Raw genomic sequence first — 23,820 nt, forward strand, 5'->3', positions numbered from 1 at the left:
TATGCGGATCAGCACAGTCAACGTCAACGGGATTCGCGCGGCGGCGCGAAAAGGAATCGCGGCGTGGTTGGAGGCTACCGCGGCGGATATCGTCCTGCTCCAAGAAGTGCGTGCCCCCGCGGATATCACCGCAGAAATTTTCGCGGGCACCGGTTATCAGGTCTACACGGCTGTTTCCGAACTCAAAGGCCGGGCCGGAGTCGCGGTAGCAGTACGCGAAGGCATTGGCGTAGGTGAAGTTCGGGATCACCTGGGCGTGGGAGCTGATGGGGAACCTGTTGGCTTTGAAGCCCCGGTGGATAGCGGGCGCTGGCTTGAAGTGGAACTCCCGGATCTCCAGCTGCGGGTGGTGAGCGCCTACCTGCATTCGGGAGTGGCGGATAATCCGGAAAAAATGGCGGCAAAATACGCGCACCTCGAGCGGGTGAGTGCCCGCCTAGCACAATTCGACCCGGCCGCACGCACCCTAGTTGCCGGGGACTTCAATATCGTTCACACCGAAGCTGATATTGAGAACTGGAAGTCCAACCACAATCGCACCTCCGGGGTGCTTGACGATGAAATCGCCTACCTGGATCGGTGGTTCGGTGGCCCCTGGGTGGATGTGCAACGCGCATTGCTAGAACGCAGCGGGCATGAGGGCAAAGGCCCCTACACCTGGTGGAGCCAGCGCGGCAAAGCTTTTGACAACAACGTGGGTTGGCGCATCGATTACCATATGGCCAGCCCGGCACTTGCCGCCACCGCGCAAGCCTTTACTGTCGGGCGAGCATCCTCCTACGCGGAGCGCTGGTCCGACCATGCCCCGCTCACGGTGGACTACCAGCTCTAGGCGTACTATTCAGGACCGTTGAGGAATCAAAACGTCTGTTTTTGTCGTAGGCCTCACGTACGATGGCTATGTGACAAAGCGGAATTCAATGATGGACGGTGTCTCTCAAGCTCTCGGCGTGGACCGGCAGGGGCGGCAAGCCGCTCGGCGCGGTGCACCCAGCGGAGCACAAGGGGCGGAAAGCGGGATAGCCGGCGTCGTTCGCAAAGGAAAAGCCCTGGCCGAATGGGCGCAAGGCACGCGTATTATGCGGGGCTTGGGTCGCTACGGAAAGGCCCGTGGGGGTCTGCTCGCCGGTGGAATCGCCTATTCGGCGCTTTTCGCCATCACCGCGGCTCTCACCATAACCTGGACCGTTTTTATGGCTACTCTCGGAAGAAACGCGCAGCTGCGGGAAACCGTGGTGGATGGCGTCAATGCGGCCCTCCCCGGTATTCTCCAAGATTCCTCCGGGGAAGGCCTCATCAATCCCGATGACCTCATCCTCTCGGGAACCTCCGTGGTGGCTACCATCATCGCTGGCGCGGTGCTGCTGTGGACGGCCATGTCCATTATGGCCGGGCTCTCCACTGCCATCGGTGCCATGTTCGGGGTGAATCAACGAACCGAAAATGGGGTGGTGAGCATCTTCTTCCGCCTTGCCGGATTCGTGGTGCTCGCCCTGGGGATCCTTACCTCCGCGATCATCGGTTCCCTCGTTGGCTCGGTGGGAACCATGCTCCTTACCCATGTTGGAATGGACGGGGCCTTCGTGCAATTCGGAACCAAAATCGCGGTCTTCCTGCTCGCGGCCACCGTGGACGCGCTCGTCATCATGTTCATTATTCGCTTCACCTCCGGGATCCGGGTGCCCCGCCGTGATTTCATCACGGGGGCGGCCCTCGGTGCGTTCCTCCTCTCCATCATTCGGGTGGTGGGGACCTCCGCGGTATCCAGCGTGTCCGGAAACCCGCTCCTCGCGCCCTTCGCCGCTATTGCCACCCTGCTGCTGTGGCTCAACCTCGCTTCGCGTATTGTGCTCATGGTCTCCGCGTATATGGCGAACCCGCCAAGGGCTTACGTAGCGCAGGATCCGGAAGAATTGCGGGGTACCACCACGCCCAATTACGTCACCCTCTCCGTTCCGGAAACACTCACGTGGCCCCATGATCCCATCACCGGTTCCCTCCTGCCCGAACCGAATAATGCCACCGGCGAGGAGGAAGAAGAGCTCCCCGAATGGGGAGGCCTGGCCGGTAACCTGGCCCGCCGCCGGGCCGAAAAGCTAGAATCAAAGGCGCGTGAGGCACAGCTTAAAGCTGAGGAAGCTCGCGCACACTACGTGAGCGGACAACGCGAACTTGCGCGCTCGCAGCGAAAGGATAGCTAGGCGTGACATTCCATGCGATTATTCCCGCCGGGGGAGCCGGTTCGCGGCTGTGGCCACTCTCGCGGGCCAGCCACCCGAAGTTCCTGGTTGATTTCGGTTCGGGGCACACCATGATTCACGATACGGTGACCAGGCTTGCCCCGCTGGCGTCCAGTATTTACACCGTGACGGGCACCGCACATGCCGCGGCTGTGCGCGATCAACTGGCTGGTATTACGACGCCCCTTCACTATGTGGTTGAGCCGAGTCCGCGTGGCACTATGGCCGCTATCGGTATTGCCGCGGCGCTCGCCCATCGCGCAGATCCGGATGCTCTGATTGGTTCCTTCGCGGCCGATCACCGTATTTCCGATACCGCGGCGTTCACCGCGGCCGTGCGCAAGGCGCTGGAGGCTGCCTCCCGAGGTTATCTTGTTACCCTCGGGATTACTCCAACCGGACCGGCCACCGGATTTGGCTATATCCGTGCGGGCGCGGCACTTCCCGGTCAATCTCCGGCCGGCGGATCGCCCGCTAGCAGAGAGAACACGGAGAACGCCGGTGGACCGCTGGAGAGCACCGCCGCCTTGCAGGTAGAACAATTCGTAGAAAAACCGGATGCGGAAACCGCCGCGCGCTATCTCGCGCAGGGCGGCTACTATTGGAACGCCGGGATTTTCGTGGCGCGGGCGGCCACGCTTATGGATATGCTCACCGAATACCGCCCTGATATCGCCGCACCGCTGCGCCAGCTTGCTCAATTGTGGGATCTGGACTCGGTCCGGCAAAATCCGCAGGTAGAAGAAATATGGGCGTCCATCCCGAAGGAAGTCATTGACAGGGCGGTAGCGGAACCGGCAGCTGCTGCGGGCCGGGTTGCCGTGGTACCAGCAGATATGGGCTGGTCCGATGTGGGAGATTACGATTCCCTCGCTGAAGGTATCCCTGCGGGGGAGCTCACCACCCAACGCGCCCCGGGAAGCACGGGGGCCCCGGTGCTCGCCGTTGACGCGCCGGATTCTCTGGTGTACAGCTCGACGAAGCCCGTTGTTGTGGTGGGAGTACCGGGCGCCGTCGTTATCGATACCGGAAGTGCCCTGCTAGTAACCACCCGCGATAAAGCTCAGGATGTCAAAAAAGCCGTTGACGGCCTGGACGCGGCCGGGCTGGCCGAGCTCAGGTAGTTTTCCGCTCCGCGTAGCGAAGTGGAAGGCGCGTAGGTAGCGAAGGACAATAGAAACCATGAATACACGCGACTATCGGCGCGGGGCACAAACCCGGCGCGGTGCCCAGATCCCGCCCATCACCGCGGATACCAAGCTGCTGTCCAACCGGAGCAACGGGGACTGGACCCTCAGCGACCCGTGGCGAGTGCTGCGCATCCAATCCGAATTCGTGGAAGGATTCGGGGCGCTCGCCCACGTACCACCCTGCGTCTCGATTTTCGGTTCGGCGCGCATCGGGCGCGAATCCCGTTACTACCGGGTGGCCGAAGAAACCGCCGATATTCTCAGCCAGCAAGGCTTCGGGATTATTACCGGTGGCGGCCCGGGGATTATGGAAGCCGCCAATAAAGGCGCGGCGGCGAATGACGGTCTCTCCATCGGCCTGGGAATTGAACTCCCGCACGAACAGGGCCTCAACGAGTACGTCAATCTCGGCATTGAATTCCGGTATTTCTTCGTGCGCAAAACAATGTTTCTCAAGTATTCTCAAGGTTTCGTGGTGCTCCCCGGTGGTTTTGGTACCCTCGATGAACTCTTCGAAGCCCTCACCCTGGTACAAACAGGTAAAGTCGCCGGTTTCCCGGTGGTGCTGGTGGGTAGCGATTTCTGGGGCGGTCTCGTGGAATGGATCCGCGGGCGCCTGGTGAGCGAAGGTATGATTTCGCCCGCAGATCCGAATATTTTCACCGTGGTGGATACCGCCCATGAGGCTGTCGATGCTCTTATCGCAGGTCAGAGGTCCCTTACTGCGGAACAAGCCACGCGACAAGCTCGCCGCGAACAGGTGGCGGACTTCTAGTAGAATTAGGGGTGACGTTAGTCGCATAGTTGCGGCGAACAGGAAGGAAACCACTATGGCAGCTATGAAGCCACGCACGGGTGATGGACCGCTGGAAGTCGAACGTGAAGCGCGCGGAATCGTGGTCCGCATCCCAGTGGATGGCGGCGGACGCCTCGTCCTGGAACTCAACGATGAAGAATGCGTGAGCCTTAAAGAAGCTCTCGCAAGTGTGGAGAAGTAACCACCACCGAAGTATCTGCATCGACTACCTATCCGGGGGCCGGCCGGCAGGCGCGGCCCCCGGATACATGCATGCTTATAACCGGAGCATCCTGGTGAAAGGGTGAGTGGCTAACTAGTCAGCCACCGGTACCAGATAAAACTCCTTTTAAACGAAGAATGGCCCGGTTAGCGCAGCCGGCAGACTAGTACTCCATCGCCCAGAGGCACCAAGCTAGTATCGAGTTCTTCGGCTTGCATAAGTGCTTTAATGAGATGGCGAATGGCCACCACGGGTTCTTCGCGGCGCGCCGGGTCAGCGACCTTACCGCCCTGGAGGGCGCCAGCCACTACCAATAGGCCCCCGGGTCGCAAAATCCGCAAAGCTTCTTCACAGTCACCGGCCGCCTCGAGGGGATCGCCGTCGACAAGCACCATATCGTAGGAGTGGGCCGCTAGTCGCGGCAAAATATCAGCACTGCGCCCGTTAATAATGCGCACTTTTCCAGGGCGGGCCCCGGCTCGAGCGAAGAGGGAACGTGCCACATGCTGGGCTTCGGACTCCACGTCAATCGTGGTGAGGTGAATATCCCCGGCACGCAGCAGGTAGAGGCCGGAAACTCCACTGCCCGTTCCGATTTCGACCGCGTTATTGACTTTCGCGCAGGCAGCCAGGACCGTGAGGAAGTTCCCGCAGGCTGGGCTCACGCACCGGATAGAGAATTCAGCGGCGGTGGCGCGGGCCGCCCGGGTAATATCCCCTTCGATAACGGCATCTTCAGCGTATGTCCACGCCAGGGTCCGATCGGACATAAGCCTCCTCCATAACAGGGATCGTGCGCAGCAATGTTTCTATCATAGTGCGCTGTGCCATTACGCGGGGCATGCGCGCCGCGGCAGCTCTTGGATACGTGCCGCTAGGGCTCGCAAAATATCGCGCGCGGGGGAGTCCACCATATCGAGGACGAATGGTGTTCCGGCATCGCAGCCCTCCCGCAGTGCCGGCTCCAGCGGAATTTGGGCGAGAAGTTCGACCGGGTACCCGAGCGTTGCGCTGAGATTCGTGGCGACGAGCTGTCCACCGCCGGAACCAAAAATTGTATTTTTTGTTCCGTCCGGTAGTTCCAGGTAGGACATATTTTCGACGACGCCGATAACTGTCTGCTCCGTTTGTTTAGAAACTGCACCGGCTCGTTCAGCCACGTCCGCGGCAGCCGTTTGCGGCGTCGTCACAACGAGGATATCCGCGCGCGGTAGCATCTGCGCCAATGAAATAGCGACGTCGCCCGTCCCGGGCGGCAAATCGAGGAAAACATAATCAAGATCCCCCCAGTACACGTCCGCGAAGAATTGTTCGAGGGCTTTATGAAGCATAGGGCCGCGCCAGACCACCGGGGTATTACCCGGCACAAACATACCGATGGACATGACTTTCACGCCGTGTGCGACCGGGGGAATGATCATGCCGTTGAGCTGCTGAGCGGGAGTGTCCACTCCCATCATCCCGGGGATAGAAAAACCGTAAATATCGGCATCGATGAGGCCCACGCGCTGTCCGGTGGCGGCCAGTGCAACCGCGAGGTTCGCGGCTATTGAGGATTTGCCTACCCCGCCTTTCCCGGAGGCCACCGCGATAACGCGGGTGGGGGAATCGGGGCGCGCAAAAGAAATCTCCCTTGTGGTGCGCCCGCCGCGCAGCTTTTGCTGCAGGTGTTGCACCTGGAGTGGAGTCATGGCACCCATGGTGATGGCAACGGTGCTGACGCCGGCAAGTGCGGCGATGGCCTCGCGTACCTCACGTTCGATCACGTCCTGGCGTGGGCAGTGCACGGTGGTGAGAAGTACCGTGAGGGTGACATCACCTTCCGGGCTCACCCGCAGCCCGTGAATCATATCCAGTTCGGTAATCGGGTGGCGTAATTCCGGGTCGATAACCCCGGAGAGGGCCTCCAGAACCCGATCCTTGGTGAGGGGAGTGGCCGCGGGTGAGCGCGGCACCGAATCGGAAACAGGGTCACTCGTGGGCACCGGGCTCCTCCCTAGGGCGGTCAAGCGCGGCGCGGGCGTGGTCATCTCCCGGATCAACGGGAACGTCACGTGCTTCGCGCTGGGCTTTAACCGCATCGAGTTCTTCTTGCAATTCGCGGATGCGTTCTTCGCGTTCGGCGGCACGATCAATATTGCGGTCATCAAGCTCGTGGAGTAAATCGCGCAATTCTGAACGAACAAAGTCTCGGGTGGCCATATCGCCGACCGCGTCGCGCAAGCCGGCAATTTCACGCATGAGGTATTCGGTATCCGCCAGGTTCCGGTCCGCCCGCTGGCGGTCCTGTTCGGCGCTCACTTTGTCACGCGCATCCTGGCGGTTCTGGGCTAGCAGGATCAGGGGCGAAGCGTAGGAGGCCTGCAAGGAAAGCATGAGCGTGAGCGCGGTGAAACCGAATTCCGCGGAATCAAACTGCCATTTCTCGGGGGCCATGGTGTTCCACGCCAGCCACGCCACCACGAAAATAGTCAGGTAAACGAGGAAACTCGCGGTGCCCTGAAAACGGGCAATGCTTTCCGCCGCGCGCCCGGCAGCTTCCGGATCTTTACGCCGCCGGCGCCGAAACAAACGGCTGCGGCGTTCGAGTGGTTCATTGAAATCATTAGCCACGGTTCACCTCGTTCGTCGTGGATGCGGCGGGGGCTTCCGATGCTGTGGGGTTTTCTGATGCGGCGGAATCGTTGGGTGCTCCCGTAGAATTCACGTCCTCGGAATCCGCGCCCTCCCAGGAATCGTCCATATCACGCCAATCCTCGGGGAGGAGATGGTCGAGGACGTCATCAACGGAGACCGCCCCGAGGAGGAGCCCCTGATCCACCACCGGAACAGCGGTCAGGTTATAGGTTGCTAATTCGCGGGTCACCGAGCCGATGGGGGCTTCTGGATCCACCCCTTCAGTATTGCGATCCAGGATAGAACCGAGCATCGTGGTGGGGGGTTCGCGCAGCGCCCGCTGGATATGCACCGCGCCCAGATACCGCCCCGTGGGAGTTTCCAAAGGCGGGCGGCACACAAAAGCCACCGCGGCCAGCGCCGGGGGAATATCCGGACGGGATGCCGCGGCCAGGGCCTGGGCCACGGTGTCATCCGGGCCGAGGATCACCGGGTTGGGGGTCATGAGACCACCGGCGGTGCGCTCATCATAAGTGAGGAGGCGGCGCACATCCTGCGCTTCGCCTTCACTCATGGAGTCGAGGAGGATCGCTGCTGTTTCGGAGGGCAGATCGGCCATGAGGTCGGCCGCGTCGTCGGGCTGCATCACGTCCAAAACGTCACCGGCACGTTCCACATCCAAACCGGCCAATACCGTTACGCGGTCCTCATCACCGAGTTCTTCCAGAACGTCCGCGAGCTTTTCGTCCGTAAGCTCCCGGGCCACCGATTGCATGCGTTCCTCGGGTAAATCACGCAAAATTTCCGCAATATCCCACGGCTTGAGATCCACCAGCTGGGAGACAATAGAGGCGGCTCCCTGGGTATGGCTCGCGGTGGACAGTCCGGCAACCTCGCTCACCTTGAGGATTTCCGAATGGCGAGAATTCGTGCCGATTCCCCGCACATACACCTGGGTGAGGCCCCATTCGCGCCCGCGCAGGGGCTCAATGGCCGCGTCCACGACGCTCATGCGGGTGCCGGTTTCCCGCACCACCACTTCGCGGTCAATGAGCTGAGCCATGACGAGTGTTTCCGAACTGCGCTGCTGGAAGCGCCGCATATTGAGCACACCCGTAATGATGACCTGGCCGTTCGCGATGGACGTGACGCGGGTAATGGGCAGGAATACCCGGCGGCGCCCCACCACATCAATGGTGAGCCCGACCGCGGAAGGCACACCCTTGACGCGGAACACCACGACGACATCGTGGACGGTACCCACCTGGTCGCCAATGGGATCGTAGACGGGGGTACCGGCCAGCCGCCCGATAAAAACGCGAGAATTTTGCGAGGTTTTCATTAGCGCTGCACCCGCGTGAACCATTCTTCGATATCGGCGATGGTCCGCGGTATATCTTCCGAGAGGCGCTCAGCGCCGTTTTCCGTGATGAGAATGTCATCTTCGATACGCACCCCGATTCCGCGGAAACGTTCGGGAACCTTGAGGTCGTCTTCGCGGAAGTATAGGCCCGGTTCGATGGTGAAGATCATCCCCGGTTTTAGTTCCGCATCCAGGTACATATCCCGGCGGGCGGCCGCGCAATCATGCACATCCAAGCCGAGGTGATGGGAGGTGCCGTGCGGCATCCAACGCCGATGGTACTGGCCTTCGGGGGACAGGGACTGCGCGGCGGTGCCCGGAAGCATACCCCACTTTTCTAGGTAGCTAGCGATAACCTCCATGGCGGCGGCATGCACATCCTTGAATTTCACGCCGGGGGTACCGGCTACCTCAAGGGCTCGCTCAGCAGCTTCGAGCACGGCGTTATACACCTCCGCCTGTTCTTCCGTGAAGGTGCCGCTGACCGGGAGGGTGCGGGTGATATCTGCGGTGTAGAGAGAATCGAGTTCCACGCCGGCATCGACGAGGATGAGATCATCTTCGCGTACTTCGCCGTCATTTGTCATCCAATGGAGGGTATTGGCGTGGTTACCGGAGGCCGCGATGGTGTCATATCCCAGGCCGTTTCCTTCTTCGCGGGCGCGTGCAAAGAATGCACCTTCCACCACGCGCTCCCCGCGATGGTGGGCAACCGCGCGGGGCAGGCTGCGAATAATCTCATCGAAACCGGAATAGGTAGCGGCCACAGCTTTGCGCATTTCCCGGATCTCGAAATCATCCTTAATGAGGCGAAGTTCAGAGAGGGCCTGGGCCAGCTCCATATCCTGAGCGGCATCTTGGGACAGCCCGGCCGCGGCACGCAAATCGCTTACCTGTGCGGTGATTTGTTCCGATGCTTCCGCGAGCACCCGGAGACTCACCTGGCCTTCCCCAAGATCCTTCGCGAGGGCATCGGGCAGGTTATCGAGAGAATCGGTGGCCAATCCGGTGGCGCGGCTCACTTCCTCCAGGGAGGGGCGGGCTCCCACCCAGAATTCCCCGTGGGCCGGGTCCGAATAAAACTCCTCCGAGGAACGCGAGGCGCGCGGGTAGAAGTACAGGGTGACATCATGTCCGCCTTCTTCACGCGGGTTGAAAACAAGCACCGCGCCCGGTTCCTGTTCCCCGCCCAGGCCTGTCATATGCGAGAAAGCAGAGTGGGCACGGAAGCGGTAATCGGTGTCATTAGCGCGTACCTTGGTTTCCCCGGCTGGAATAACGAGCCGTTCACCCGGGAAAAGTGCGGAAAGAGCGGCGTGGCGTGCCGGCAAATAATCTGCCACCTCCGTGCGTGGTGCCGGTTCGGGGCGCGGGCCCCAATCCGAGCCCATGAACTCCCGAAATTCGAGGTTACTGGGCTGCTGAGAACGGTTATTTCCGCGAGCGCGCAAATTTTGCTGCGCAGTATCCTGATCGTGCTGTCCCTTGGTAGTCATACCGTCCATTATCGCACCCTTTCCCGACATAAAAAGACCCGGGAACTTTTCCCGCACTCACCGCCGGCTAAGCTGGAGAGCATGGCTATCGATACCCACACTCACTCCACCGCTTCCGATTCCACGGTCACTCCACGCGAACTCGTGGAGGAAGCTGAGCGTATCGGTCTGGCCGGAATTGCGCTCACCGACCACGATACGGTGGCCGGGTGGGAGGAGGCCGCCGCTGCGGCGGCCTCCTGCGGCGTCGTTCTTATCCGTGGCATGGAGCTATCCACGAAATGGGAAGGGATCACCTGCCATATTCTCGGCTATCTTTTTGATCCGAATGATCATGCGATCCAGGAACATATCGTCACCACGCAGGCATCGCGCCTGACGCGAACCCGGGCCATTGTGGATAAGCTCAGCGCGGATGTGCCGATCACCTGGGATGACGTGGTGGCTCATACCCCTCCGGGGGCGACGGTCGGGCGTCCCCATATTGCCGATGCCCTGGTGGCGGCCGGTGTGGTTCCCACCCGGAGCGCGGCTTTTACCCACTATCTTTCCGTGCACGGGCCGTATTATGTGTCCCACTATGCGCCGCAGGCCTGCGAGGCCATCCGGATGGTCACGGCGGCGGGCGGGAAAGCGGTCCTTGCTCATCCGGTGGCACCCGCACGCAATAAGGTCGTGCCCGAGCGTGCTTTTGATGAGATGGCCGCGGCCGGGCTTTTTGGGGTGGAGCTACGCCACCCGGAAAATGATCCGGAGCTAGTGCCGGGCCTGGAACGCATTGCCGCGCGGCTGCAGCTACGCGGTTTTGGGGCGAGTGATTATCACGGGAGTGGGAAAACGAATCGGCTCGGGCAATACACCACGAGCGCGGAAATTATCGCCGAGTTGGTCGACGGTACCGCCTTGCCTGTGCTAGGTTAAAACGCGCTTCACTGCCGTAGCGTTCCGGCGGGAGCCGGGTACCTGCGAGCGCCATTCTTCGCTGGTGCGGGCACGGCCGTGAAAACTTTCAGGATGTCTTTTCGATTATCGCGGGGATGTCTTAGGATGGTGTCGTTATAAATCCGGCTCGGTGTAAAACCGCTCCTGCGGATGTGGAGGACCTGGTCGCCGGGGAGAATCAGGAGGTACTGCCCCGTGGCCGTCTTTGATGTCACGATCTTCTTGTCCACCTTCATGACCTTGTTCGTCATCGCCGACCCGCTGGGTAACCTCCCGGTTTTTATTGCTCTTACCGCGCGTAATACCAATAAAGAACGTAATCGCGCGGCCTGGCAATCGGTCCTCACCTCCGCGATTGTGCTGGCGATTTTCGCGGTTTTCGGTAAATACATTCTGGATTTGCTGGGAATCACCACCGCCGCCATGCAGATTTCCGGCGGTATCTTGCTTTTGCTCGTCGCCCTCCAGCTCATGCAGGACGAATCCAATCCGCAAGAAGAAGAAGCGAAGGCTTCCTCGGTGAATATCGCCCTGGTTCCCATGGGGATTCCGCTGCTGGCGGGTCCCGGCGCGATTGTTGCCATCATGATTAAGGTGGAGGAATCTGGCGATTCTTTGGGTGGGATCCTCGCGATTATCGCGGCCTTTATTCTGCTGCACATTATTGAATGGGTGGTTTTGCGTTTCGCTTCGCCCATGCACCGGCTCCTCGGCGAAGGCGGCACGGTGTTCCTCACCCGCATTGCCGGTATGCTGCTGGCCGCTATTTCGGTGCAGCTTATTATTGCCGGCGCGGTGTCCGTGTGGCCGGGAGCTGCCTAAGTTTTTCTTTTCCGCACACTTCTTAAAGTGCAGGCGGGCACCTCCGGGAAATGTGGAGCTGCCCGCCTGAGCTTGTTAATCCTTCTTAGTCCAGTTTGCGGGAGAGTTTACGACGCCGCCGCTGCGTTCCTGCCTGCTCGCTAGCCGCGGAAGTTTCGGCCCGCGTGCTGGGGGTGCTGAATTTGCGGCGGGTGCGCCCGGAAGTACTGCGCTGTTCTTTTTCTTCAGCACGACGACGCCCGTTTCCCGAGCGCTGCCCCTCGGTCTTTGTGTCCGTGGATGTGGCACGGCGCGATCCACCGGCGGAAGAAGAATGGCGCGCACCGCCACGTTCGCGTGAGCCACGGCGTTCGTGCCCGCCACGGCGAGCCGCGCGACGTTGGGAATTCCCGCGCCTGCCCCGCGAGTGGCCGGTTTCGCCCAGATCCTCAATTTCTTCGGCATCTAAGCCGGCTAGCACCCGCTGGGATTCGGGGAGGGTCGGGCCGGCATCAGTAGGAATATCAAGATCGGTGTAGAGGTGATCGGAGGTGTGGTAGGTCTCTACCGGATCGGCCATCCCGAGGTTGAGCTGCTTGCTGATAAGTGACCAGCGGGGCATATCTTCCCAATCCACGAAGGTCACGGCGGTACCCTTGTTCCCGGCCCGGCCGGTGCGGCCGATGCGGTGAATATAGATCTTTTCATCTTCGGGGCACTGGTAGTTAATGACGTGGGTAACATCGTCCACATCAATACCGCGGGCAGCTACATCGGTTGCAACAAGCACGTCAATCTTGCCTTTACGGAAGGCCCGCAAGGTTTGTTCCCGAGCACCTTGGCCCAGATCGCCGTGCAGGGATCCCACCGCGAATCCGCGCTCGCGCAAGGTATCTGCCAGGCGGGCTGCATTGCGCTTGGTGCGGCAGAAAATAATGGCGCGCTCCCGGCCCCGGGCCTGGAGAATGCGCGAGACCACCTCATCTTTATTGAGAGCATGGACGCGGTAGGCAACCTGGCGAATATTTTTCACGGTGGCGCTGTCATCACCGGGAGTATGGGCACGAATATGCGTCGGTTTCGTCATGTAGCGGCGTGCCATGGTGATGACGGGGCCGGGCATGGTTGCCGAGAAGAGCATGGTGTGGCGGGTAGGTGGAACTGCGGAGAGGATTTTTTCGACGTCGTCCAAAAAACCGAGGTCGAGCATTTCATCGGCCTCATCAAGGACCACGGTGCGAACGCGGCTGAGTGCGAGGACACCGTGTTTCATGAGGTCAATGATGCGACCCGGGGTGCCCACCACGATTTCGACGCCCTCGGCCAGTGCTTCTTGCTGGGGTTCATAGGCGCGCCCACCGTAAATATCGACGATACGCAAGCTGCGGTGGGCGGCGGCGTTACGCAGTTCCAAAGCAACTTGTTTGGCCAGTTCGCGGGTGGGAAGCACGACGAGTGCTTGGGGCTTACCCTGATCTGCCGGGGAAATGGCATCCCAGCCTTCTTCTCCCGGGCCCACGGCGACCTCGAGGAGCGGAATACCGAAACCGAGAGTTTTCCCGGTGCCGGTTTTGGCCTGACCGATAATATCGTGCCCGGTCAGGGCAACGGGAAGGGTGAGTGCCTGGATCGGGAACGGGTGGGTAATGCCGTGCTCTGCCAGGGCACGAACGATGGGTTCGGAAACTCCGAAATCTGCGAAAGACTTGGTTTCGAGGCCCTCTCCCGTACCGGTGATATCGGCGGCGGGGGAGGTGTCGGTGGGTTCATGAGCGCGGGAGGAATCAATCACTCCGGAAGCCATATGCTGTCCTTTCTGCGTGCGCTAACGCGCACGAGCTAGGGGCGGGTGCAGCAGTTGCGATATATGCCACATCAGCCGGTTACACACCGGCGACCGAGCACACCACCCGGCGTAGCAGCCGATCGCGACAATCCCCAGCGACCGGGCAGCTACACATATCAATCACGCCTGGAGGCGGCGTACACGCCCTCAGGCTCCCGGCTATTCTACGGCACTAACCCGGCCGGGCCGCCGCGACCTCCCGTGCACCACGAATCTCCTAGAGACCGAAGCCAACCCGGCGGGTATCCTGTTCGCGGATTTCCACGAAAGCAATAGCATCGGCGGGAATAGTGACTTCACGATTCTTCTTCGCGGTAATACGCAAAGGCTTGCCTTCTCCACCCAGGCTGGCATCGACAAGTGCGCGCAATTCCTCAACCGAGGCATCCGTTTCCAAAATCAAATCACGGGTAGTTTCACGAAAACCAATCACGATTTCCATATGTTTCTCCTTGAATACTCTAGGGATGCGGGGCCATAAGGCACCGCCGTGAAGGAGCCTGATAGCTCATCTTCGCGATGCGTTCACAGTAGCGTTCGCGATGCCTCCACAGTAGCGGCCTCTTACGACAAAAAATTTTGTCGTAAGCCTCTCGTATGGTTAATCCTAACAACGCACCTGCGAAGAAAGGATCGTGGTGGACAGCATCGTCGAACAACTCGATGCCTCGCAAGAGGCAGCGGTCAGCGCGGCTCTGGCACGGTCCGCGGGCGGATTAGCCCCGGGCACGCTGAGCATTATTGGCGCGCCCGGAAGCGGGAAAACCACCGTCCTCGCGCATATCGCCCGCGCGGCTCTCCGTGAGGGAAATATTGCGGTGATCACCCAGGATCGGCGCGCCGCAGCGCGCCTCCAACACCTGCTCACCTTGGCGGCCGGGGTGCGCCCCGAAAACCTGGAGGTCCGCACTCTTTCTGCCTTCGCCTACGCCATCGTGCAGCGCTACGCCCAAGCGCTGGGCCGGGAAAAACCGGAATTGATCTCCGGTCCTGATGAGGATCGTATCGTGCGGGAGATTCTCAGTGATGAATACTCGGGGATACAATTCCCCGATTTTGTTACAGAGGATGTACGTGATCTTCCCGGATTACGCCAAGAGCTGCGTAACCTTATCACCCGCGCTCGCGAACTCGGCCTGGATGCCGGCCAGCTGGAAGCCTGGGCGGAAAACCGCAGCGTGCCCGAACTCCAAGCGCAGATGTGGCACCTGGCCGGCGCGCTTATGCGCCGTTACGATGAGGTGCGCACTCTGGGGGATGCGCTGGCCGGTTCGGCCGCTAGCCCGGATCGTCTTGATCACAGCCAGCTCGTCGGTGCGGCTACCCATATGCTTGCGGATTGGGAAGAACATCTGGCGGCAGCGGGCCGCACGGTCCCGGTACCGCGGCCCCGTTGGGCAATGGTCCTTGTTGATGATGCCCAGAACGCACCGCGTTCTATGCTTCCTCTCTTAGGGGTGATGCGCGATCAGGGAACACGGATCATCGTGGCTGGTGATCCCGATAGCGCGGTCCAAGGATTCCGTGGTGGGGTGCATTCCCTCCCCGGTGATCTTGCTTATCCCGCTCCCCGCGGCCTAGATGCGGATCTTGTATACCTCAACGTCCGGCACCGCGGCGGTTCCGTTCTCATTAGCCAAGCCCAGCGCATTGAGCAGGCCCTCCCGGTGGGCGGCGGCGTGCACGCCCACCGCGGAGCCGGGCCGGGACTTTCGGATCATGGCAGTGGCGGTGATGCGGTAACCGATCCGTGGAATGATGCGCTGCGCGGGGCCAGCTTCGCCCACATGGAAGAAGAAATTGCCTACGTGGCCTCCTACCTGGAAGAAGTACATCTGCGCACCGGAACCCCCTACGCGCAGATGGCGGTATTTACCCGTGCACGCAGCGAACACGGGCGGATCCGCGACTCACTCGTGCGGCGCGGAATACCGGTAGCACCCCAGGCTAGCGATGAACCCCTCCACCGCGAACCGGCAGTCGCCGCACTCTTTGACCTCCTCCGCGCTGCCTTCACCAGCGGCCCGCATGCCTTCGCCACCCCTGAAGGCGTTGATATCCCGGCATTACTTGCCTCACCCATGATCGGAATGGATCCCCTCGAAATTAAACGGGTAGGCAGGTGGCTGCGCGCCCAAGCCCTCCTCTCCGGGCAGCGTGGCAGTGAAGCAGAACTTCTCACCGGAGCCGTCCTGGGGTGCGGTGGGCCTACCGCAGCGGAACTCGAACCCTTGCGGGCTCTGCTCGCTCATATCCGGGAGGCGGGGGAGGCCTGCGCCATGCAAGCGGAAGAGGTGCTGTGGGCCGCGTGGGAGGGCGCTGGAAAATCCGAAGAATGGCAACAATTAGCCCTCGGGCACGGCCCGGATGCTGATCGGGCCAACCGGAATCTCGATGCGGTTATTTCTCTTTTCCGGGTGGCGCAACGCATGGCTGACCGTGACCCAGCCGTCACGGTGGATACTCTCCTGGAGGAAGTGAGTTCCCAAGAACTCCCCGAAGATTCCATTGCGCGCGGTGGCGCGCAAGCCGATAGCGTTTCCCTCCTCACTCCCGCGGGAGCCCAAGGGCGCGAATGGGATCATATTGTCCTCATGCACGTGGTGGATGGAGTATGGCCCAATCCGCGCCCGCGCGATGCCCTCACGGGTACCGGACTCCTGAGTGAACTTGTGACCGGAAGGTTTACCGGCGGAGCCAGTTCGGCCGCCGCGGCTGGTGCAGACGGTTCGGCTAGTGCGGGAACCGCGGTTAGTGGAGGAGGTGCTGCTACCACAGGAAGTGCGGCTAGCGGAGGCGCGGTCTATCGCGATTCCACGGCGGGGGTCATCGCTGATGAACTACGCCAATTACATTTCGCGGTTACGCGTTCCCGGCGCAGTCTCCTCGTGACCACCACGGACAGCATGGGAGATACCCCTTCGCGCTTCTTCCCCCTGCTCGGCTTTGACATCTCGGAAAATTCAGCCGGAGCAAGTGTTAGCGCGGGCGCGGGAGCCGGCGCGGGAGCCGGTGGGAGCGGTTCCAATCTTCCACGCACCGTGCGCTCACTCAGCGATCCGCGATGGGGTATGACTCTTCCCCTCGGGCACCGGCCCCTCGTTGCCCAACCGATTCCGCCCGCGCTCCTCAGCAGTGAGGAAACCGTTGGGGTACTGCGCCGGGCACTACGCGCCGGGGGAGAATCCAGCGATTTCGCCCGGGCAGCTCTAGAGAAAATGCGCAGTGCCGGATTTAACGCGGCGGATCCACACACCTGGATGGATGAGCTCACCACCTCAACCGAAGCAGCGGTGCCCGGTCCGGTCTACGTGAGTCCCTCAGCGGTGGAATCCCTTCTTGCCTGCCCGCTTGACGGATTCTGTTCCGCAGTGGGCCTGCGCTCGGAAGAAGGCACTGAGAGCGCCTCCATCGGAACCCTCGTTCACCGTATCGCCGAAGAATTCGCTGAGGAACCCAACCAGGAGCAGATGCACGCCCGACTGGTAGAACTCTGGCCTGAAAAACTATCCGAAACTCCCACCCATTACGACAAACTCCTCTTAGACCAAGCCAGTGACATGGTCGATAACCTCTATATCTATTTTGATTCCCACCGGGATGACACCTTGCTAGGCGTGGAACGCCGGATTAGCCGTGAGCTACCCGGCACCCCGCCCGTACGGGTATCCGGTTCCATTGACCGCCTCGTCAATCGCGGGGAAGGCGCGCGGGTCATTGACCTGAAAACCGGAAAATATAAGCCCAGCGAGGCACAGGCTGAGGACCACGCCCAGCTCCAGGTCTACCAGTGGGCCCTGAGTGAAAAACACACCCCTGCCGGCGCGGAACTTGTATATGTCCACCCGCATAATTTCTTGAAGAAACAGCACAGCCCGTCCGTTCTCACCCAAGAGCCTCTTGATGAGGTGAGCGCGGCTCGCGCGGAAGACCGGGTACGCAGCGCCGCCCAGATCGCGGTGAGTGGCTTCGTGCCGGTCTCTCCCAGTTTGGAAGAAGCCAATGACCGGGTTCAATCCATTAGTCCACTCACGCAAGAAGGACGGATTTTCTCATGACACCCACATCCCACGAATACGTTAAAGCACAGGCACCAGCGGAACCCGATGCCGCTCTAGACCGCATCCTCGCCGGCCAAGAACACCCACCCACCGCGGAACAACGCCGGGTTATCACCTCCACCGCGCCGGCCATCCTCGTGGTTGCCGGAGCCGGATCGGGTAAAACAAAAACCATGGTGGACCGGATCGCCTACCACCTCGCCTGCGGCAACGTCACCCCGGATGAGGTTCTTGGCCTCACGTTCACCCGGAAAGCCGCCGGAGAACTAGCTGAACGAGTTAACACCAGCTTGGAAAAACTCGGCCTCCTCGCCCCGGAAGAAAGCAACGCGGGAAGCGCCATGCGCAGGCCCGTGATATCCACCTACAACTCTTTCGCGAACGACATCGCCGGAGCCTACGGCATGCTGGTCGGAGCCGATCCCACCGCCCGCCTCATCACCGATGCCGAACGCGTCCAGCTCATGGACCAGGTTGTGAGCGCCCTGCCCAGCAGCGCTAGTACCGCGGTCCTTGCCGAACGCAGCCGTTCCAGCCTCATCAACGACGCCCTCACCTTCGCCCAAGGAATCCTCACCAACGGCGTGGAGCTAGCAGAAGCCCGCGCTTTCCTCACCGCCCAAGATCAAGCCCTGGAAACGCTGTGTGCCGACTCAACACGCATCATGAGCGCGCGCTGCTGGTACCCGGATGCCTCCAAGAAATTCACCAATTTGAAAGGGGGAGCGGCAGTACCCAAACAGCAACAGGTCGTGCTCGGGCTAGTGGAGTCCTACCTCCAGCTCAAAAAAGAACTCAACGTTACCGAATTCGCCGACCAGGTCGCTATCGCCGGGCGCATCATGACCCGGTATCCCCAAATCGCCAAGGAAATCTCGTCCCGCTATCGCCTGATCCTGCTCGACGAATACCAAGACACAGATGAAAATCAGGCACAGTTCCTCCTCAGCGCACTCACCGCGAAACGAGACGGCTTCCTATCCATCACCGCGGTAGGGGATCCGAACCAGGCCATCTACGGGTGGCGAGGCGCCAGCGCCGCCGCCCTCACCAACTTCGCACGCCACACCACCCGCATTTTCGGGCACGTAGAGAAACTCCAGCTCTCCACCGCTTTCCGTAATGATCAAGCCGTGCTCGCGGCAGGCAACGCCGTCGCCACTCCCTTGGAACGGGACACGTTCCTACGCGAAGATCGCGACCACCCGAATTTCCCACCCGAATTCAGGCCCGCTCCAACAAACGCGGAAACCGCGGGGAGCGCGGGAGATAGTGCCGATATCGCGCCGTTGCGGCTGCGGGAACGGCCCGGAGCGGGAGCCGGGCGCGTCAGCGAAATCCGTACCCTGCTGCGCGAAGACTCCTACCGGAGTATCGCCCGGCATATCCTCGCGGTACGCGAGCGGGTGGCCGCGGAAAACGAAGAGCGGCGCGCTCGCGGTGAAGCACCGCGCGGAGCAGAGATCGCGGTTTTGTGCCGCAAACGCTCCTACATCGATATGATGGCCGCCGCCCTGCGGGAACTCAATAGCCAGCTAGCCAGGGAATCTGCTGCTCACCCCGGAAGCACAGTGCCCCAGCCCCTCGCCTTTGAGATCGTGGGCGGGGAATCACTAGTGGCGCGCCCGGAAATCATTACCCTGCGGGCCGCACTCGGCCTGGCTGCCAACCCGGCCCGCGGCGACCTCCTCGCGCGTTTACTCGCCCACTGGAATATCGGGGTGGCAGATATTCGCGCGCTTTCGCGCTGGGCGCGTCGCTACGCGGCCGCGGCGGTCACCAAAGTCGATAGCGACGTGCGTGCCAGTTTTATAAGCGACGACGCCGCACCCGTCCACGAGGGCGAGCCTGGCGCAGAAGGTACACCTGCCACCGCGCAACCCCTTCTCAACAGCCGTGATGAAGCCAATTTGGGTGAGGCACTCCACGCGCTTATGCTCCTGGCGGGCACCCCGACGACTCCGTGTGAGCGCACGGGTGAGCACGTGGATTCGCCGGAGCTGGCGGAAACGGGCGAAGCTGAGCTCAAGCAAGCAGCCCGATCCGCGCAAGCCGAATTCTCCGGCAGTGGCTGGGAACGCCTGCGGCGCTTGAACGCCACCCTCGCATCCTTGCGTTCCGGTTTGCATAATGCTTTGGGCGATCAGATTGATCGGGCCGTTCACCTGCTCGGCCTCGATACCGCGGCCGCTACCCGCAGCGAAGGCGGGCAGCGGGTCCGTACCTCCATCGACCAATTCATCTCCCTGGCCCGCACCTATGCGCACGGTGATAGTCAGCGCGGTATGCGCGAATTCGTGGAATGGCTCGACGTGGTGGAAACAGAAGAACACGGCGGGGAAGAAGAATCCGGGGCAGATATTCCGCGGGTGGAGAGCGCGGTCGATGTTACCCCCGGCGTTATCCAATTGATGACCGTTCATGCTGCCAAAGGTTTGGAATGGTGTGACCTCGTCGTCGTACCAGAACTCGTGAAAGGCCAGTTCTCCGAAGTGACCGAAGGTGTGAAATCCTGGCCGCGCAATACCGGTATTTTCCCGTACCCCCTGCGCACCGACTACCCGTATCTGCCCCAATTTACGCTGGCCGGTGCTCGTAATCTCGACAAAATCACCGTCGCGAATACCTATGCGCGGTTCCTTGACGAATTGGCGTACCACGAAAGTGAAGAAATGCGGCGCCTTGCCTACGTGGCCTTTACCCGGTCCACTCGGGAGCTCCTGCTGGCCGGATACTGTTTCCAAGATGAGAAGGATGTGTCCGGCCGGGTACAGAAGGCAGAAAAGCAAGCGAAGAAGAACGCTGCCGATACCCCGGCAGATGGGAGTGAGAACGCGCTGGGCGTTGAAACGCGGCCTCCCTCGTGCTTCCTGAGCGCGGTGCGGGAAGCTGCCGCTAGCGGAGAGCTCACGCTGGTTGCCTCGCCTGCTACGGTTTCGTCCGTAAAGCTGCCGGAAGGATTCCCGGATATTGCACCGGACAGCTTGAGCGTGGATGAGCTCGTCGATATTTTCGGGGAAGAAGTTGTATACCCGCCGGTGCTCGAACCCGTACCGCATTATTTCGAGGCGCCCGATCTGCTTGCCTGGCCGCGTGACCTGGCCCGCAGCCTCCCTATCGAGGCGGAAACTCTCGATGCTGACCAGCGCGCCGAACTCACCCAGGTCATCGGCCGGCTCATCGCACGCAAACAGCAAGCGGAAACAGCCGACTACACCGAGGCCGGCGGGCATTACACCGCCACCGAGCTGGTCTACCGGGCTGAACACCGGGAAGAATACCTGCTCAATAAACGCCGCCCGGTTCCCCGCCAGCCCTCGCGAGCTGCGCGTTTGGGGACGATCCTGCACGAAAAAATCGCTGATAGTTACGCGAGCGCCGCCGTGCTCAATATTGATAGCGAGGATCCCCTCGAACATGATCCTGTTCTCAGCGCGGAAGAAATCATGCATATGTATGAAAACTACGAAGCATCCGAATGGGCGAGCTACCCGCCGCTCGCCATCGAACAGCAACTCGGTGTGGTTATCGGGGGGCATGTTGTCCACTGCGCACTCGACGCCGTTTTTGATACCTCTCAGGTACCCGGGCGTGCCCCGGTGACTATCGTGGACTGGAAATCCGGGCGGCGCCCCTACGGGGAAACCAAAGCGGCCCGCGAACTCCAGCTCGCCCTCTATCGGCTTGCCTGGTCCCGGGCACACGGCGTTCCCCTTGCGGACATCGACGCTTCCTTCGTATACCTGCGGGGAAACAGAGCTGAGGAACTACGGGCCGGGAAGCTCAGCGAGGAGGAAATTCTGCTTCGTGCGGGTCTGCCCAATCAGGAGCAGTAACCGCGGTCTCCCCGGTCAGCTCATCCGCACCGCTCGCCTCGGCATCGGAAGCACTTTCAGTGAAAGCCGACTCCGATGCCGGGGGAGCGGGAAGCAAATCCGGGGCTTCACGTACATCCTCAGCCAGCGCGCCGAGCATCTGGACGGCGTCGTTCCTAATCTCCATGCTGCCCGTACGAATCCCGTACATGAGCCAGCGAATAATCGCGAACTCCGAAGTGAAAATAATACGGGTGTAATCCGCTTCCCTCAGCTCAACCGAGCGCGCATTCTCATAGGAAGTAATAAAACTCGGCCACTGTTCATCATCAAGAACAAGCATCGCCGCTAAATCCCGAGCCGGGTCGCCCACGTGCGCCTCACCAAAACCGAGCACGCTCGCAACCGAGCCATTCGACCACAAGAAATTATCGGAAGCCACATCACCGTGGACAACCGTTTCCTCAAAATCCCACACCTCGTCACTATCCAGCACATCCATCCAGCGCTGGCGCAAAATCGTGGGAAGGGACGTTTCCTGATCGGCTGCCTCCAGCTCGGCTCGCACCCGGTCACGCCACTGCCCAGCCGTATAAACAGGCAACCCGGAACGAGCCACCACATCCCGATCAATACTGTGAATCGCGGCGAGAGTACGCCCCATCTCCCGTACTTCTTCCTCACCGAGGGCTTCGAAAACCAGCGCCCGCCCAAAAGGCTCCGGGTAGACCACCGCGCGGCCCCCGGTATCCGCATCAACAAAACCAGCCGGTCGCATGATATCGAAAGGTAGGCGACCGGCCCGCAATTCCTCCAAAAGCTGGGGGGCCAGAGCCGCCTCGGCTTCTAAGGATGTTGCCGCCGTGCCATTCTGAGGAACTTTAACCATCCAGTGGCGCCCCTGAGAATCAAGGACACAACCGGAAACAAAATCTTCCGTCTCAACAAACGGTTGGCGCGTGGAGACAATCTCGACGCCGAGAGCCCCGACGGCAAGCGCAGCAAGATAGAGCGGAGAAGTAGTCACCCCCTCAATTTATCCGAAAACTCAGCCACGTGCTTGCCTACACCCCGGATATAGACCGGCCACCGGATCTATCCACATCATCGCGAAACGCATCCCCTATCCACAGCCAGCCGGCTGGGTGCTATTCCCGGACGCGGGAGACCCTACAGTGAGAGCACCTCACCACGATCACCACCCGAATATCCAAAGGGGGCGCCATGCACGAAACGGCATATCCGGGGCCAGCGGGCCTCGCCTCGGCTCGCTCAGCGCACGCGGCCAGTCGTGCCTATCGCCCTGCCTCCGCCACCCGGCAGGCCATAGAAGAGCGAGTTCGGGCAACGATTCGGCACCGCGGAATTGATCCCCGCCGGGATACCGCCTTCCTGGAAACCATCGTGGGAGAAACCCTCACCACGTTTAATGACGAATCAGTGCGCGGGGAACACGCGGCACTGGCGGATACGGAGAGCGTGCGCTCCCACCTCATCTCCCAATTGGGCGGATACGGACCACTACAAAAATTCTTCGATGACCCGCAGGTGGAGGAAATCTGGATCAATGCCCCCGATAAGATTTTTGTGGCCCGCGCCGGGGTATCCGCCCGTGTTGATCTCACCATGGCCGAAAGTGAGATCCACACTTTGGTCGAGCGGATGCTCTATGCTTCCGGTCGGCGTCTAGACCTATCCACCCCTTTTGTCGATGCCCAGCTGCCTAGCGGAGAACGCCTCCACGTGGCCATCCCCGATATCACCGCACGCCACTGGGCGATCAATATCAGAAAATACACGGTGCGGGCCCGCAAGCTTAGTGATCTGGTGGATGTACACATGTTAGAAGCGCAGCAGGCAGACTATCTGAGCGCAGCCATGATCGCCGGGCGCAATATTTTGGTATCGGGATCAACGGGGGCCGGCAAAACTACTCTTTTACGTGCTCTGCTCGGCGCGATACCACCAACAGAACGCCTCATCAGCGCTGAGGAAGTGTTTGAGCTGGGTATCGACCTCCCCGATGTTGTTGCGATGCAAACGCGTCCGCCCTCCCTGGAAGGGCGCGGCGCGGTGACGCTCCGTGACCTCGTGCGTGAAAGTCTACGTATGCGCCCGGACCGCATCGTGATCGGAGAAGTACGCGGAGCAGAAGCCTTCGATCTTCTTGTGGCCCTCAACGCGGGTATTCCCGGGGCCTGCACCATTCACGCCAACAGTGCGCGGGAAGCCCTGGCCAAATTGGAGATCCTCCCCCTCCTCGCGGGTGAAAATATTACCCCGAACTTCGTCACACCCACCGTTGCCGCCACCATCAGCCTCGTCATTCACGTGGCGCGTGCCGCCAGCGGGCAGCGCCGGGTTACCCAGATTCTGGAAGTCGGAGGTCTTGCGCCAGATGGCCACATTCTTACGAGGAAGGCGAGTTGAT

General features: G+C 61.0%; 18 protein-coding genes. 10 read left to right on the plus strand and 8 right to left on the minus strand.

The genetic code is table 11. The features are described 5' to 3' along the window. Nucleotide 1: 1 nt before the first annotated feature. The 5 genes from AC5RK6_RS02605 to AC5RK6_RS02625 all read left to right on the plus strand — a co-directional run bounded on the left by AC5RK6_RS02605 (nt 2) and on the right by AC5RK6_RS02625 (nt 4,428). Nucleotides 2-832 carry an exodeoxyribonuclease III gene (locus tag AC5RK6_RS02605; RefSeq protein WP_320758170.1) on the plus strand — a complete coding sequence of 277 codons (831 nt, stop codon included), beginning with the start codon at nt 2-4 and terminating at the stop codon, nt 830-832. Nucleotides 833-902: 70 nt separating this feature from the next. Continuing rightward, nucleotides 903-2,201 (plus strand): YihY/virulence factor BrkB family protein, encoded by a 1,299-nt coding sequence (locus tag AC5RK6_RS02610; protein ID WP_320758171.1) that lies wholly within the window; start codon nt 903-905, stop codon nt 2,199-2,201. Nucleotides 2,202-2,203: 2 nt separating this feature from the next. Beyond that, nucleotides 2,204-3,364 carry a mannose-1-phosphate guanylyltransferase gene (locus tag AC5RK6_RS02615; protein ID WP_320758172.1) on the plus strand — a complete coding sequence of 387 codons (1,161 nt, stop codon included), beginning with the start codon at nt 2,204-2,206 and terminating at the stop codon, nt 3,362-3,364. 58 nt (nt 3,365-3,422) lie between these two features. Continuing rightward, complete coding sequence (locus tag AC5RK6_RS02620) at nt 3,423-4,205, plus strand: LOG family protein (RefSeq protein WP_274735659.1); 783 nt, start codon at nt 3,423-3,425, stop codon at nt 4,203-4,205. A gap of 55 nt (nt 4,206-4,260) precedes the next feature. Continuing rightward, nucleotides 4,261-4,428 (plus strand): DUF3117 domain-containing protein, encoded by a 168-nt coding sequence (locus AC5RK6_RS02625; RefSeq protein ID WP_016442993.1) that lies wholly within the window; start codon nt 4,261-4,263, stop codon nt 4,426-4,428. A gap of 167 nt (nt 4,429-4,595) precedes the next feature. On the opposite strand, the gene AC5RK6_RS02630 is transcribed toward AC5RK6_RS02625, so the two are convergent. Genes AC5RK6_RS02630 through AC5RK6_RS02650 form a run of 5 tightly spaced genes read right to left on the minus strand, consistent with a single transcriptional unit; the run spans nt 4,596 to nt 9,933 of the window. Beyond that, nucleotides 4,596-5,219, minus strand: a complete 624-nt coding sequence (locus AC5RK6_RS02630) for an O-methyltransferase (protein ID WP_274735657.1) — start codon at nt 5,217-5,219, stop codon at nt 4,596-4,598. Nucleotides 5,220-5,279: 60 nt separating this feature from the next. Next, nucleotides 5,280-6,434, minus strand: coding sequence for an Mrp/NBP35 family ATP-binding protein (locus AC5RK6_RS02635; RefSeq protein ID WP_320758173.1), 1,155 nt, complete (start codon nt 6,432-6,434; stop codon nt 5,280-5,282). Further along, entirely contained in the window at nt 6,421-7,062 is a 642-nt protein-coding gene (locus AC5RK6_RS02640) for a DUF1003 domain-containing protein (RefSeq protein ID WP_087070615.1), read from the minus strand. Before AC5RK6_RS02640 ends, AC5RK6_RS02635 begins: the two co-directional genes overlap by 14 nt. Further along, nucleotides 7,055-8,407 (minus strand): magnesium transporter MgtE N-terminal domain-containing protein, encoded by a 1,353-nt coding sequence (locus AC5RK6_RS02645; protein WP_274735652.1) that lies wholly within the window; start codon nt 8,405-8,407, stop codon nt 7,055-7,057. Before AC5RK6_RS02645 ends, AC5RK6_RS02640 begins: the two co-directional genes overlap by 8 nt. Continuing rightward, the gene (locus tag AC5RK6_RS02650; RefSeq protein ID WP_435730694.1) at nt 8,407-9,933 is read right to left on the minus strand and encodes an aminopeptidase P family protein; all 1,527 of its coding nucleotides are present in this window, start codon (nt 9,931-9,933) and stop codon (nt 8,407-8,409) included. Before AC5RK6_RS02650 ends, AC5RK6_RS02645 begins: the two co-directional genes overlap by 1 nt. Nucleotides 9,934-10,005: 72 nt before the next feature. Between AC5RK6_RS02650 and AC5RK6_RS02655 the strand changes: the two genes are divergently transcribed. Both AC5RK6_RS02655 and AC5RK6_RS02660 read left to right on the plus strand, forming a co-directional pair. Next, on the plus strand, nt 10,006-10,845 hold the full coding sequence (locus tag AC5RK6_RS02655; protein WP_435730695.1) for a PHP domain-containing protein: 840 nt from the start codon (nt 10,006-10,008) through the stop codon (nt 10,843-10,845). Between the two features lie 216 nt (nt 10,846-11,061). After that, nucleotides 11,062-11,688: a MarC family protein gene (locus AC5RK6_RS02660; protein WP_274735648.1), complete on the plus strand. Its 627-nt coding sequence runs from the start codon at nt 11,062-11,064 to the stop codon at nt 11,686-11,688. Between the two features lie 85 nt (nt 11,689-11,773). Here the strand turns inward: AC5RK6_RS02660 and AC5RK6_RS02665 are convergent, their stop codons facing one another. Together AC5RK6_RS02665 and AC5RK6_RS02670 are read right to left on the minus strand one after the other, a co-directional pair. Continuing rightward, nucleotides 11,774-13,471, minus strand: a complete 1,698-nt coding sequence (locus AC5RK6_RS02665) for a DEAD/DEAH box helicase (RefSeq protein ID WP_435730697.1) — start codon at nt 13,469-13,471, stop codon at nt 11,774-11,776. A gap of 259 nt (nt 13,472-13,730) precedes the next feature. Further along, nucleotides 13,731-13,955, minus strand: coding sequence for a DUF3107 domain-containing protein (locus AC5RK6_RS02670; protein WP_087070621.1), 225 nt, complete (start codon nt 13,953-13,955; stop codon nt 13,731-13,733). A gap of 196 nt (nt 13,956-14,151) precedes the next feature. Between AC5RK6_RS02670 and AC5RK6_RS02675 the strand changes: the two genes are divergently transcribed. Together AC5RK6_RS02675 and AC5RK6_RS02680 are read left to right on the plus strand one after the other, a co-directional pair. Further along, nucleotides 14,152-17,571, plus strand: a complete 3,420-nt coding sequence (locus AC5RK6_RS02675; RefSeq protein WP_435730699.1) for a PD-(D/E)XK nuclease family protein — start codon at nt 14,152-14,154, stop codon at nt 17,569-17,571. Beyond that, the gene (locus AC5RK6_RS02680) at nt 17,568-21,410 is read left to right on the plus strand and encodes an ATP-dependent helicase (RefSeq protein ID WP_435730701.1); all 3,843 of its coding nucleotides are present in this window, start codon (nt 17,568-17,570) and stop codon (nt 21,408-21,410) included. The genes AC5RK6_RS02675 and AC5RK6_RS02680 overlap by 4 nt, the downstream gene beginning before the upstream one ends. On the opposite strand, the gene AC5RK6_RS02685 is transcribed toward AC5RK6_RS02680, so the two are convergent. Next, complete coding sequence (locus AC5RK6_RS02685) at nt 21,358-22,416, minus strand: phosphotransferase (protein ID WP_435730703.1); 1,059 nt, start codon at nt 22,414-22,416, stop codon at nt 21,358-21,360. The genes AC5RK6_RS02680 and AC5RK6_RS02685 overlap by 53 nt on opposite strands. A 197-nt stretch (nt 22,417-22,613) precedes the next feature. Between AC5RK6_RS02685 and AC5RK6_RS02690 the strand changes: the two genes are divergently transcribed. Continuing rightward, the gene (locus tag AC5RK6_RS02690; protein WP_435730704.1) at nt 22,614-23,819 is read left to right on the plus strand and encodes a TadA family conjugal transfer-associated ATPase; all 1,206 of its coding nucleotides are present in this window, start codon (nt 22,614-22,616) and stop codon (nt 23,817-23,819) included. The last annotated feature ends 1 nt before the right edge of the window (nt 23,820 follow it).

This window comes from Actinotignum sp. usb-actsch-213, assembly GCF_059085665.1.